Annotated in this window: 13 protein-coding genes; 7 read left to right on the forward strand and 6 right to left on the reverse strand. The window is 53.6% G+C overall.

Annotation, left to right across the window (positions count from 1 at the left end):
- The first annotated feature begins 7 nt into the window (after window positions 1-7).
- The 7 genes from DHN60_RS04835 (at window position 8) to DHN60_RS04865 (ending at window position 8682) form a co-directional block, all read left to right on the forward strand.
- On the forward strand, window positions 8-475 hold the full coding sequence (locus tag DHN60_RS04835) for a hypothetical protein (RefSeq protein ID WP_108836153.1): 468 nt from the start codon (window positions 8-10) through the stop codon (window positions 473-475).
- Between the two features lie 28 nt (window positions 476-503).
- On the forward strand, window positions 504-1046 hold the full coding sequence (locus tag DHN60_RS04840; protein ID WP_108836154.1) for a glycosyltransferase: 543 nt from the start codon (window positions 504-506) through the stop codon (window positions 1044-1046).
- Window positions 1043-1885, forward strand: a complete 843-nt coding sequence (locus DHN60_RS04845; protein WP_108836155.1) for a glycosyltransferase — start codon at window positions 1043-1045, stop codon at window positions 1883-1885. The genes DHN60_RS04840 and DHN60_RS04845 overlap by 4 nt, the downstream gene beginning before the upstream one ends.
- 1 nt (window position 1886) lies before the next feature.
- Window positions 1887-3944 (forward strand): hypothetical protein, encoded by a 2058-nt coding sequence (locus DHN60_RS04850; RefSeq protein ID WP_108836156.1) that lies wholly within the window; start codon window positions 1887-1889, stop codon window positions 3942-3944.
- A gap of 26 nt (window positions 3945-3970) precedes the next feature.
- On the forward strand, window positions 3971-4615 hold the full coding sequence (locus DHN60_RS04855) for an exopolysaccharide biosynthesis polyprenyl glycosylphosphotransferase (protein ID WP_108836157.1): 645 nt from the start codon (window positions 3971-3973) through the stop codon (window positions 4613-4615).
- 48 nt (window positions 4616-4663) lie between these two features.
- Window positions 4664-5560 carry a sugar nucleotidyltransferase gene (locus DHN60_RS04860; protein WP_108836158.1) on the forward strand — a complete coding sequence of 299 codons (897 nt, stop codon included), beginning with the start codon at window positions 4664-4666 and terminating at the stop codon, window positions 5558-5560.
- A gap of 131 nt (window positions 5561-5691) precedes the next feature.
- Window positions 5692-8682 (forward strand): calcium-binding protein, encoded by a 2991-nt coding sequence (locus tag DHN60_RS04865; protein ID WP_108836159.1) that lies wholly within the window; start codon window positions 5692-5694, stop codon window positions 8680-8682.
- Window positions 8683-9403: 721 nt separating this feature from the next.
- On the opposite strand, the gene DHN60_RS04870 is transcribed toward DHN60_RS04865, so the two are convergent.
- The 6 genes from DHN60_RS04870 to DHN60_RS04890 all read right to left on the reverse strand — a co-directional run bounded on the left by DHN60_RS04870 (window position 9404) and on the right by DHN60_RS04890 (window position 13308).
- Entirely contained in the window at window positions 9404-9961 is a 558-nt protein-coding gene (locus DHN60_RS04870) for a hypothetical protein (RefSeq protein WP_108836160.1), read from the reverse strand.
- 93 nt (window positions 9962-10054) lie between these two features.
- The gene (locus DHN60_RS04875) at window positions 10055-10345 is read right to left on the reverse strand and encodes a hypothetical protein (protein WP_108836161.1); all 291 of its coding nucleotides are present in this window, start codon (window positions 10343-10345) and stop codon (window positions 10055-10057) included.
- Complete coding sequence (locus DHN60_RS22220) at window positions 10342-10509, reverse strand: hypothetical protein (protein ID WP_159089118.1); 168 nt, start codon at window positions 10507-10509, stop codon at window positions 10342-10344. Before DHN60_RS22220 ends, DHN60_RS04875 begins: the two co-directional genes overlap by 4 nt.
- A 231-nt stretch (window positions 10510-10740) precedes the next feature.
- The gene (locus DHN60_RS04880; RefSeq protein ID WP_234423522.1) at window positions 10741-11307 is read right to left on the reverse strand and encodes a hypothetical protein; all 567 of its coding nucleotides are present in this window, start codon (window positions 11305-11307) and stop codon (window positions 10741-10743) included.
- Between the two features lie 100 nt (window positions 11308-11407).
- A complete protein-coding gene (locus tag DHN60_RS04885) occupies window positions 11408-11728 on the reverse strand; it encodes a hypothetical protein (protein WP_234423523.1) in 321 nt (106 codons plus the stop codon).
- Window positions 11729-12204: 476 nt separating this feature from the next.
- Window positions 12205-13308, reverse strand: coding sequence for a linear amide C-N hydrolase (locus tag DHN60_RS04890; protein WP_108836162.1), 1104 nt, complete (start codon window positions 13306-13308; stop codon window positions 12205-12207).
- Window positions 13309-13320 lie beyond the last annotated feature (12 nt).

Consider the following 13320-nt stretch of genomic DNA (forward strand, 5'->3'; position numbering starts at 1 on the left):
AACCGCAATGCTTGGACAAAAAAAAACACGCCCTGTCGTACTCGCTGTTTCTTCGGGGGGCGGGCACTGGGTGCAAATGCAACGTCTTGCTCCGGCATTTTCTGGGGCGGAAGTGCACTTTGCAACCACCGACGCAACAGCAGTCGAGGGCGTCGGTGCGTCGCGCCTTCATGTCTATCCTGACGCCAACAAGGACACACCGCTTCGGCTTTTGTACTGCATTGTTCGTATCGCGTGGATCGTTTTCTGGCTGCGTCCAGACGTTGTCGTTTCCACAGGCGCGGCGGGCGGGTTTCTTGCGATCCGGCTGGCGCGGCTGACTGGCGCCCGCACGATGTTCATCGATTCGATTGCCAATGCGCGTGATTTGTCGATTTCAGCCCGCCTGTCGTTGGGCGTCGCTGACCGTGTGCTGTCGCAGTGGCCCAGTGTGGCCGCATTGACCGGTGCCGAGTACCGCGGCGCAGTTATCTGAAACGTCGATTCAAGCCGAGGGTAACGACATGATTTTTACAACCATCGGCACACAATTGCCGTTTGATCGGTTGCTGCGCGGCATGGACAGTTGGGCGGCGCGCAACAAGGACATCAGGATCGTCGCGCAAGCAGGTGCGACCACCAGTCGTTTTCAAAACTTCCAAACCGTTGCGTACCTCAGCCAACCCGAATTTCGGGATCACATGAATTCTGCAAGCCTAGTAGTAGCTCACGCGGGCATGGGAACAATTCTGTCTGCCACAGAGCTGGGTTTGTCCGTCATTCTTATGCCCCGGTTGGGCAAATTCGGGGAACACCGAAATGACCACCAGCTCGATACCGCCAAGGAAATGGCGCGTCTATCGAATGTCACAATCGTGGAGGACGGCGAGTCGCTGCATCACGCGCTAGACCTTGCGCGCGCGCGCAACTTCGAAGTGCCGCGCGCTCAATCTGCTGACGTTTCGGGCGAACTCGATCCTCTGCTCCGCGCCATCCAGGATTTCGTGTGGAAGGACGAGGCGCCCTTGCGTGCAGGTGCATTTTCCAACGGGAGGGAAATAGCATGACTTTGGCGACCATACTCATTCCCGCATTCAACGAAGTCGCTGTGATCGAAAGAACGCTTCTGCATATGTCGCGGGGCATGTCGCTTGCTGATTTTCGGATCGTCGTCATTGCGAATGCCTGTACTGACGCAACAGCGGCCAAGGCGCGATCAATTATGCCACAGGCGGTTGTCATCGAAACCGGCAAGGCTGGGAAGTGCAACGCGCTGAACCTGGGATACAAAGAGGCGGACCCGGATAAACCCGTCATTTGTCTCGACGCGGATCTGGATGTGACTGCAGAGTCTCTGACGTCACTCATCGTTCCGATCCTTGAGGGCACTGCGCTGGCTTCTTGCGGGCAGATGGATGTGCGCGCAAGCGAAGCGTCTCATTTGGTGCGGGCATATTATAAAGGTTGGCGCACAAACCCCTACTTTGATCGAGGGAAGTTTGGTGGCCTTTTTGCATTGTCGGCAGAGGCCGCAAAAACGGTTTTCCCGCTGCCGGAAATCACCGCAGACGATGAATACATCCGGCGCAGTTTTTCCATCGAGGAAACGGCATTTGTCAAAGAATGCCGTTTCGTTGCGCGTGCTCCACTGAGCCTTTCGAGCCTGTTCAAAGTCAGATGTCGTAGTTTACGCGGGGCGCGCGAAGTTCAGGCCATGGGGCTGCGTAAATCGGAAGGCTCCAGCGTGAAGGCTGTCATTGGACGCGCCCTGCGTCAGCCGACCGGCGCATTTTCGATACTTGTTTACTTATCAGTCAACACTGCAGCTCGGTTCGTGTTGGCCCTTCGGCCGTCTGGAAAATCGGGCCATTGGGGTCGTGATCTGACCACGAGGGTGGCGTCCTGAAATGAATGTCGCAGCATCAATCCCGGCAGAGGATTCGCAGGACACCTATGTCCCAGTCCCTCAAGATACGCCTCAACCCAATCCCATTGCAGCTTTGACACGCGCCATGCGCGGGCGTTGGCGCACAGCAGTGGCGGGGGCAATTCTATTGGCGCCGGCATTTGCAGCGGTGGGATATTTTTCGGGTGTCCAACTATATGAATCTCAAGCGATCCTGCGCGTCTATCCTCAGGAATCCAATATCCTTTATGCGACGGGTGAGGATTCGGTTCTCAAAACTTTCGACAGCTTTGTGAAGGCTGAAACCACCTATGTTGCGTCGCATCAGGTCATGGAACGCGCTGTGGAGCAGATCGCAGTTCAGCGGCCTGACCTTGCCGACGGCTTAAAGGCCAAAGACCTTGCGGGTTCCATCGAAATAAAACGTTCCGACAGCCTGATCGTGCTTAAAACAAAAAGCAAGGAAGCCGCATTTGCGAGCCAGAAACTGGCCGCTTTGATCGATTCCTATCTGGCATTGAAAACAGAAGCGGAAGAGGCGCGGACCTCGGTGCGCTTGTCCGAACTGCGCTCACGGGAAACTCAACTGGCCGCCAGACTGTCAAATCTGAGATCAGATCAGCTTGAGGTTGGCGGAGAGTTTGGCCTGAACGCACTGGCCAAGGCGCATATAGAAAAAATCGCTCAAATTGATGCGCTCGCGGGTCGTAAATCCGAGGTTGCAGCAACGCTGGCGACGCTTGAGACGAACAGCGCGCCGGCCTCTGCTGATACATCAAATCAGGAGATCATGCGGGCGACACTTCTGGATCGCGCCATGGCCGATCTGAGCTTTGAACGTGCCAAACTGATGAGTGAACTGGCCGGATTACGCGCCGGTTACGAAAATCATTCCAACATGCGTTTTAAGCAAAAAGAATTCGCCAAGGTCGAAGAGATAGCTGTGATCGAAAAGGCAATGTCCGATCGCCGCGAGCAGATCCGCGTCCTTGGCCAGACCGGGGCCCTAACCGATGTCACCGCGGGCGGGGACGACACCACGACTGCCGAAATTCAAGCACTATACATTAAAGTCAAAAGCCAACTCGACTTCGCACGGAAAGAAGCGCGCGATCTCAATCGCCGTCGCATCGAACTGGACCATATCGAAAACGAAATTGGTGAGGCCGAAGGGCTTTTGGAAGAAACCCGTCGGGCGCTTGAAGTCATCCGCCTTGAGTTTGGTCGGGCATTGCCGGGCTACGCGGTTGTAATGTCTCCACCGTCGACGCCGGTCGATCCCGCGGAAGACACCCGCAAAATGATGGTTGCTGGCGGCGGCATGGCGGGTGCCTTCCTTGCATTGGCGATGACGTTGGCGATGGCACTCCGCGAACGTCGTGTCAGATTTGCCGAAACGCTTGAGCCATTCGAGCACCGGTTGCCGGTCCGACAAGTTTCTGCTGCCGACGAAACAGACCCCCATGCATCCGATCTACTGCGCAATGAGCTGCAATTGCAGAACCTCAGAAAGCCAAGGTTGGTCGGTAAACCACCGGTCATCGCGATCACCCGTGCCAACGCCGGCGATACGACTGAAATTGCTCATGCGCTGGCTCAGAGCTTTGCTCGGGCGCGTATGAAAACGCTTTTCATCGAAGCCGACATCGAAGGGCAGGATGCCGAAATGGCCGATGCAGGTTGGAGCGATCTGCTCTCGGGGACAGCCGTCAAACCTCGTGATGTCGATGGCGCGGATCACCTTTTCGAAATTGGTGCGGGCAATGACCATACCCTGAAAGACCGGGCTGTTTCAGCCCCAATGGTCCGGGCGGCTCTCGAGCGAGTTTCTGGTGACTTTGACGTCGTGGTCGTCTCTGCGGGTAGCCTTCAGGACCGTCTTTCGGCCCAGTTCATCCTATCCAATTCGGAAGTCGCGGTGCTTGCCATCAAACCTTCTGATGAGCAGGTGAACATCATTTCTCAAATCGACCGACTGGACAGCCTGCCGCGCAACGGCAGCGTCGCAGTCTTGCGCAACGCATTGGCTAGAGACCCTTGGTTGGCAGTCAGAACCTGAGTTTTAAACAGTTTGGAGCAGTAACTATGACCACAACATTAATTGAGACCGTCCGCCTCGGGACTATACGGTCCGGTGGGCGATCTAAACGCATCATGGATTTCACACTTTCCCTATTGGGTCTGATGGCGATCTGGCCGGTATTTCTTGCGATCGCAGTTGCTGTCTCCTGCACGTCGCGCGGCCCGGTATTCTTCGTGCAACGGCGCGTCGGCCTGAATGGTAAGACCTTCAAGATGTTCAAGTTCCGCTCCATGTATCAGGACGCTGATACGCGACGCGCAGAAGTCGAAAAGCTCAGCGACCGGAACGGCATCTGCCTGAAAGTAAAGCGTGACCCTCGTGTCACTCCCGTTGGTCGCGTGCTGAGGCGCTTGTCGCTTGATGAACTGCCACAAATCTTCAACGTGCTTTGGGGAGATATGTCACTTGTTGGCCCTCGTCCGGCCCTCGTGTCCGAGGTTGAGGATTATCCCGATCACGCCCATCTCCGTCACACCGTTCTGCCCGGTATCACCGGTCTATGGCAGATATCCGGTCGCGCCGACATCGGATTTGAAGAGATGATCTCGCTGGATCTGCACTATGTGCGCCGAGTGTCCTTTCAGACTGACGCAATGATCCTGTTGATGACTTTCCGCGCCGTTCTGAGCGGCAGAGGCGCCTACTGACCCAGGCCGCCCATCGCACCTGAAATTTTATCGAAGGAGAGCGTCGCCATGCAACGCAAAGGAATAATTCTGGCCGGTGGCAAAGGTACACGCCTCAGACCGCTGACAAATAGCGTCAGCAAGCCGCTCTTGCCAATCTATGACAAGCCGATGATTTACTATCCCCTCACCGTGCTGATGCAGGCCGGGATCCGCGAAATCGCCATCATCACCACACCAGAAGATCAACAGCTTTTCCAACGGCTGCTGGGCGATGGGAGCCAATGGGGAATTCTACTGGAATGGATCGTGCAGCCGACAGCGGACGGTATCGCGCAAGCCTATTTGCTGGCTGAAGGCTTTCTTGATGGTGCGCCTTCTGCGCTGGCGCTTGGCGATAACTTGTTTCTGGGGGATGGCATGTCTCCACATCTGGTTGCCGCGAATGCGGCACTTTCCGGCGGAACCATTTTTACCTGCGAGGTAAGTGACCCAGAACGCTATGGCGTAGCCGCTTTTGCAGGTGATCGTGTCACGGGTATTGTCGAAAAGCCGAGCAAGCCTCCATCCAATTCCGCCATCACAGGTCTTTATTTCCTTGATGCGGATGCGCCGTCTCGTGCACGCGCTGTGAAGCCTTCTGAACGTGGTGAATTTGAAATCGTCACACTGCTCCAAAGCTACCTGGAAGAAGGGGCTTTGAGTGTTCAAAGGCTCGGCGCCGGGATCGAGTGGTTTGACGCTGGTACCCATGATGCGCTGCTTGAAGCGGGGCAGGCCGTTCAGCGTTTTCAGCGGTCTGGCGAATTATTCGGTTCACCAGATGGGGCTGCCTTCTGCCATGGATGGAGCGCGGGGGCTACCGTCGAGAACGCCCTGCATCAGCTGGGCAAGACTTCCTATGGAGCAATGCTGGGCGCACTGGTTCGCAAAGATGCACGCGTACCTGAGGCTCTGCGGATGTGAAACTCAGTGCGCTGGTACGCGCCAGCATTGTCCCACGGGATCGAGAAACAAGTGGTGGTGCACCTTCTGCGCCGCGGAAATGAACAGTTAGCGACCAGACTGGATCGCAGGATAAATAGGATCAACAGAAAATGGACAACTTGCTTCAGGAAACGGGCGACAAGCTTACCTTCGATCAATACGCCGTTTCAGAACACTGGGTAGGCGAAGTTGAGGTGGATGGCACGCCAGTGCTGTCGACAACGGTCGAGACCGTGCAGGACGTGACGTACGAATTGGATTTCAATCTTGCGGCGAACCTTGCGGCGGATGTGCAGAATGTGACTGTCGAAGTGTTCTACAACGGCAAAGCCATTGGGAATTTCTATCACGAAGGCGGTGTATTCGAAACTTACACATTTGAATTCCTGGGAACAGGAGAGGTTTCACAGCTTGAGTTCAAAATCACTGACGTCAACGCGGGGGCGGACAGTGCAATCGATACCTCTGGCGTCATTCCTTCGTATTTGAGCCAAATGACTTTTCTGGGTGAGGAAGTGACGGTCAGCGCATTCGCGCCTGGTCAGAACTTCATCTATCAGGTGCTGAATGGACAATTGGTAAAATTCGATCTCGAAACCAACAGCTATACTGAGGCAGAAACACCGGATGCAGTTAACGTAAATGCGATCGGCTACTCTGCCGAGCATGACCTGATCTACGGCATTGCACGGTCGAATGGTGTTGATGCTGTCGGCAACACGATTTCCCGAAATGACGTGATTGCCATGGATGCGACTGGGGCGACTTTTGCGGTCTCGCCCGGCATCATGGGGTCATACATTGGCGATGTCGACGATCAAGGCAACCTCTGGACATTCAACGGCGGCTTGAGCCGGGCCGTAGTCTATGACCTTTCAGAAGCGAACCTTGATGGCACTTTGGCCAGTCGTACTATCGACTTGGCACCGATTGGGATGTCCACGGCGGGGCTCGCCGATCTTGCCTACCATGCGGCGACGCAGACGTTCTTTGGCGTTGCGCATGGCGGATCGACTGGGCTGCCGGGAACTTTGGTCGCCATCGACATCTCCGAGGTCAGTCTGGGTGGCGAGCCGATTGTCACAACACAGACGATCGCCGGAACGATAGTGAATGGTGAGGTCAAATCCGGCATTCCATCCGGTGCCTTCGGTGCGACCATCGTCGATGCGGACGGCAATGTTTATGTCGGCGCTAACAACACCGACCATGATCTCGACGGTAGCACAGGGAACGCTGGCGGTTTCTACAAGATCGTGACCGAGGCCGACGGTAACCTTCAGATGGAGCTGCTTGCCGAGGCACCAAAAGTATCCAGCAATGACGGCGCAATGGATACCCGCGGTGTCGATCCCTTTTTGGGCATCGACACATCCTCTACGGTTCTGATCCGAGCGCCGGAAGTAACGGTTGCAATCGCGGAAGATGACATAGTGCAACTGGCCGCGAAGGGGGAACAGACCATTATTGATTTGCTCGCCAACGACAAGGTGACTGATGGTGATACATTGGTTCTGACCCACCTGAACGGGGTCGAAGTCGCTGCTCTTGGCACCCTCACTCTTCAAAATGGAGAGATCGTCACATATCTCGGAGACGGTCGTGTGGCGGTCACGCCTGGGCAACTGCCACGTGACGTTTCTGCGGAGCTTACCTATTCCATCAGCAACAGCAGCGGTGTCACTGATACTGCGGTTTTGAGAATTGACACATCTCCGGTTCAAGGTGGCATCGATGCCGACCACATGGTCGGGTTTACTGATGCAGATGGTACGCAGATCGATGGGTCAGACGGCCTTAACGATGTCATTCTTGGCTATGGCGGACGAGACAAGATCTTTTCGGGTCTTGGTGATGATGACATTTATGGCGGTGCAGGAAACGACTTCATCCGTGCACAGGACGGCAACGACGTAATCTACGGCGAAGAGGACAACGACGTTTTGGACGGCGGCGCAGGTGCTGATCAGATGTTTGGTGGAACCGGGAATGACATATACTTCGTGGATAACGTTGCGGACGTGGTGTCCGAAGAGGGCGGCAGCGGAACGGATACAGTTAAGTCCAAGGTGGATTTCACCTTAGGCTCTGGTCTCGAAAACCTGTGGCTGGATAAGAACTCCTCGGCGAGCACCGGCACCGGAAACGAGTTGCGTAACATGATCGTAGGTAACAAAAACGATAACCTTATCGACGGGCAGGCGGGTAACGACAATCTAATGGGCGGGGCTGGCAACGACATTATTTTTGGCGGCGAAGGGCATGACAAGCTGCATGGCAACGATGGCGTGGACGAGTTGTACGGAGGCGCAGGCAACGACAAGCTGCACGGCGGTCTGGGCGACGATGTGGTCTTCGGCGGTGATGGAGACGATGTATTGTGCCCTGGCGAGGGTGATGATGTGATGTACGGTGGGGCAGGGCGTGATTTGCTGTCCGGGAACGCCGGTGCGGATATCGCCTATGGTGGTGCGGGTGACGACACCTACAAGGTCTCAGACGCTTTTGACACCGTTATCGAATACGCCGGTGAGGGTTACGATGTGGTCCATGCCTCTGCGGACTTCGCACTCTCTGAGAATGTCGAGGAACTGGTCTTTTTCGGCGATGGAGGTTTCACCGGGGTAGGCAGTACGGGTGACAACCGGATCACCGGTAATATCGGCAACGACACCTTATCCGGAGCAGAAGGCGATGATCATATCAACGGAATGCTCGGAGACGACATCCTGCGCGGCGATGCCGGATCAGACAGGCTGTTCGGAAACGATGGAAATGATGTCATTTTTGGCGGCGATGGGGCTGACGTTTTGAGCGGAGGAGAAGGGGCTGACATTCTGAACGGCGGCGCCGGAAATGACAGCCTATACGGCGACGCAGGTGCGGATGTTTTTGAGTTCCGGTTCAACGATGGCCAAGACGAAGTCAGAAAATTCGATATACTGGAGGATGCAGTTTGGCTGGGTGGAATATCTGAGGGGGAAACCAGCTGGCTTGAAGACGACCGGGGACTTCGTCTTGACTATGGGGAAACCGACTCCATTCTTTTTTGTGGTCTGACATCAGAACAAGCCGAAGCAATTGACTTGGTCTTTTTGTGAGTGCTTTTTGCAATTGAAAAAACCAAGGGTCAGATTGCCGCTTCTAAATGTTGAGGCAATTTTAGCCGATGTCCTATGGTTCCCAACCGCATAGTCGGTTGGGTTCATCGACGCACGCGATCACGCGCAGTGTTTTAACCGCTGGAAGAAGATATTTGGTCGCCTGACGGCCAAATATCTTTCGCTTCAGTTCCTGCTGGGTGCACAGACATTGGCGCGGTACGGAGTTTCGGCCAAAAAAGGTGAGCAACCAGATGGCCTGTCGTCCGGCACGATCATCAAGTCGGGCCTGCCTGCTGCATGGTCAAACCAGCGCGAGCAGTTCGCGAAGCTGTAAGCCAAGCCTCCCCTTTCCTCAAACTTGTAACGCCGGAATGGCAAACTGAGACTGGGGTCCGAAATTGGTTGGATTCCCGTTTGGGTTCCCGCTTTTGTCTGTAATTCCACAGGCCTAGCGTCAAAAAAACGCGCCACGATACCGGGCAATCTCTCGCTAGCTAATAATTGCAAATTGATCATAAGCGTGCGCGAATCACTGATTTCTCGCGCGGACTGTCGCCAAATAGTAAATAAAAACAATGACTTAATTTGAGCCCATTTTCGCTGGACACCATAACCGTGCAAGGCCGGAAGCATAAGCGTGCAAACACTGGCCGAAGAAAAAGCCCGCATGAAATGCGGGCTGCTGAGAACAGGAAAGTGTTGAGTCAGATACGGTGGGCTATTCGCTCAGTTTAAGCATTCTCGCGGTGTCAAATGCCTCGACGTAGTCTGGTTCCGAGAAAGGAGAATACTCCTTTGTAGTGCCCGTTCGTAGTGCAAATTGTTCAGCGAAGTCTTCCAGCTCGAGTTCGCCTTTGCCCTCCAGTTTTGCTTTAGTGAGGGTGTCAATGAACAGCTCGATGACAAGGCCCCAGCGATGAACGCATGCGTAGTCGAGCCTGCTCAGAAAGTTCTTAGTAACCAGTTGTGCAATATCGATCTCCGCTTTCTCCGCGTAGGTGAACAACAATTTGACAATTTCATCTTCATCATACTTGAGGTTGATCTCGTCGAAATGAACGGGGTCCATGAGCGCGTCGAGTTGTTGATAGGAGCCCACGTAATCGGACAATGTGGGCACGCCGGAAAGGATCAACATCAAGGGCCAGCGGGGCTCTTTCATCATTGACTTAAAGCTGTCTAGAAAGACCGCATTCGATTTCGCGCCCGCAGAAAATACATGCTGGCATTCATCGTAGTGGATGCCCACGACGCCCTGACCCTGCGCTTGGTCCAATACTCGCTCCCAGATGTATTCTTGCGTACGAGCCCTTTGGACCTCATATCCGAGCGCTGTAAGTGTTTTGACCCCAAGGTCTTTGAAGCTTACTCAGCCGGACAGAACGCAACTGACAATTTTCGCCGGCCTGCCGTCAGGCATCTGCGTCTTGCTCGCATTGAATGTACCAATCAGCTTCTTCAGTTCCCTGGATTTTCCGACTCTCGAGCTACCGGTAACCACCAGACCGCGTGCCTCTACGCCGTCAATCAGTTGACTGCGGAACTGATCTTCGAGGCATCTGCTGAACGCCGTTCTCAATGGTTTCGCGCGACTGAATTCAAAGTGAGAATTCCTTAACTCAGTTCCGAATTTGAATCTGTCTGGATCAATAAAGCTCATGTGAATTTTCCCATATTCTTAGGCGGACCAATTGGACGGTTCTTGTCGTTCACGGACGTCAGTTTTGTTTTCTTTGCGCCCGCGGCGTCGCGGGAGGCATCCTTCATTTTCTGCGTAATCGGATGTGGCGCTGCGGCATCCAATTCGGGGGCATCATCAGTCATTCTTCCGCTCAGGCCACCGCCCAAGTAAAACTCGTCCGGATTTTCGGTTCCTGCACTGATTTCACCGGGTTGGAGTGTTGGAGACTTACTGGGCGAGCCCAAAGCAGCCGTTGCAGCAGAACGCGTTGAACGGCGGTTCTGAGCCCAAAGCCGTCTAATCGAACACAGAGGGATTTCTTAGTTTTCAGCAGCATGGAAGCATAATACGGCCATTTCTCGCCTCTTCTTCCTTCAGCGTCTCAGGGCACCGAATACCCGGCTCCATCGAAATATGAACAACAATGCGAACATACACGCGACCAAACCAATCAAGTCTCCAGCGGCATAGATCGCCCAAACCCAGATGACTTTCTCAAGATCAATAAGCCCTGAATACACTATCGTTTGGCCGAGCGAATTGATAACCGAAGACAAAGCTCCAACGGCGATCATACCCTTCCAATGCAGTTTTCTTGATCCGCCAAAATACAAGTCAAAACCAGCAAGACGCGCAATCTCAAAAGCGATAAACGCCGAAGCTGAGCCTACAAGGATGCTTTGAACTAAAGCAGATTCAAGGAGGCGCAAGTCTTCGGACGGGCTGAAAAGCCAGGCGGACATACTCGCGCCGACCGCCAGTGCAAGGACAGCTTTCCAGCCATACGCCCATGTCGCAAGAACCCTGACTCCGTGCGGTAGATAAACAAGGCTCGCGAATACCGTGATTTCAGGCAGGATCAAACTTTGCAAAGGTGTTACCACCATCGCTATTAATCCGTGACACAAGACGTAGGCGAGGATGATGATCACAAAGCTCACAGAGGGCACACATTTAATGTGAGGTCGGAAATATCGAGGAAATTGACATCGCCACTCCATCCAAGGGCTTGTTGACAACCGAAGACGTCAGAGGGACCCGTTAGCTATTAGCAAAATCGTTGCGGACCACGTAGTGCCTCGACTTGTATCCATCTGCTTTTTCGAGCAAACCCAAGGATATCAACGACCGCAATGCCCTATGATATGACGCCTGCGGGATCCCCAAGGTTAAGGTATGGTTTCGGATTTCTTCTGATGCGATCATGTCTCCTTGCACTTCTGACAAAGCGTGCGCCGCAAGAAACACATCCATTTCTACTTGCGTAAGACTGCTCAGTCCGACCTCATCTTCCATAACCCGCAGCATGCTGCGCAGTTCCAAAAGTGCCGAAAGCTTCAAGTTCAACTTCTTTTTGCTCAAAATAGTAACCTTCTAAAGATATTCATCAGATCGAGACGAGCCTCCAAAATTATCATATTGACAATAATGGCGGCTTGAAAGAACTTTCTTCCACCTGTTGAGTATCCGTGAGTGGTTGTCTCAGGAGTTTTTCAGAAGGTTCTGCCCCGGCCGCACAATGGCGACCGGGGCAATTTAGTGGTCACTAGATGATTAAGCAACTGAAGAACCGTGTAGAACGACCGCTTAGTCCGCAGAGCGGTCATTGGTCGGCGATGCGGCGAATGGCGGCTTCGAGCCCGGAGCAGTCGTTACAGGGGGTAATATTTTGCCTAAGTCTTCGATCTCATGAGATAGTGAGTACCGGTTGCGACCAAAATTTGACCGTCAGTTACAGGGCTCGCATTTCGATGCTGGCGCATTTGCCCCAGATGCCGTTGGCAGAACCGTGTCCACCAGTAGGGCAATCATAAAAAGAAATTTACCAGTCACCTACATTAAAACTCACCCGTTCTGTCGCGGACCTTGAAACCGCTTTCCATGATAAGTGTTGTAGGCTCCTTTATCGACGACACGGCTTTTCTAACGTCAATGCTCTCAACGCTTTGGGTCAAATACGTTTTATAAAAGTACCGCGCGTTGGCTGTGTCAGCCGCTGATGTCCACAGTGTGTAGTCAGTGTGGATGCCATCGCCAACCGACTCGCGAATAGACCCCTTTGGAATGTCAAAAACATTCAGTATGTGGAAAGCTTTGAAGATTGCGGCGTCAACATCATCAGACGGGAGAGATGTGTTCGCGAAAGCAACAGCGCGGACAAATCGAGCCGGTGAGGAATGGTCACCCGGTAAGCCCAATAGGCCGCTGCCTTGTCCGAATGGCGCGATGTTTTCTGAGCCAACACTCATCGAACCGCGGTTTTCACTTTGAAGGCCCACGTAGTTTCTGAGGTTGGTCAAGTGCCAATCGTAAGATGGGTTATTTGTGACGGCATTCACCGTGTTGTCATAAACCGTAAGACCACTCTCGGTGTACTCGATCACAATCGAGGCGCCCGTAGAGTCGGTCACTGCATAATGAAACGGCGCAAATCCGTCAATTTCGGCAACGTAGGTACCCACGACGTCAATCGATGGAAGTGCAGCCCTTACTTCAGAGACTGTAGAGAACTGACCGAGAATCCAGTTTCCCATTTCTTCAGAAGAAACCGCCCGGTCGCGATTTGCATCGGTCAGTTCAGAGAAGACCGCGTCACCGGCAAAATAGAATGCGCCAAAATATAGGCCTTCTGTGTTCACGCCATCGAATACAATTGGCATGTCCAATCCGTTAGCACCTAAAAAGCCGTATTTTGCCTCGTACGCGAAGCCCGTCTCATCAGGATTTAAGCCGAGTGTTTCAATCGATGTCCCGGCTGGAACCGCTAAAACATTTGACTGAATGTCAAAACCAAACTCCATGGTCCGCGCAGGCACTGTTGTGCCGTCTGTCGACTGAAGAACGATTCCTGTGCATGCCAAAGCGGATTGAGTGGTTATAGCCACTACCAACAGCGCCGAACTAACAAGCTTCGTCAGTTTCAGAACACTAACTTGTTTCATCGGACTACTTCC

The organism is Tateyamaria sp. Alg231-49 (genome assembly GCF_900143535.1).
In the GTDB taxonomy this organism is placed as follows: domain Bacteria; phylum Pseudomonadota; class Alphaproteobacteria; order Rhodobacterales; family Rhodobacteraceae; genus Tateyamaria.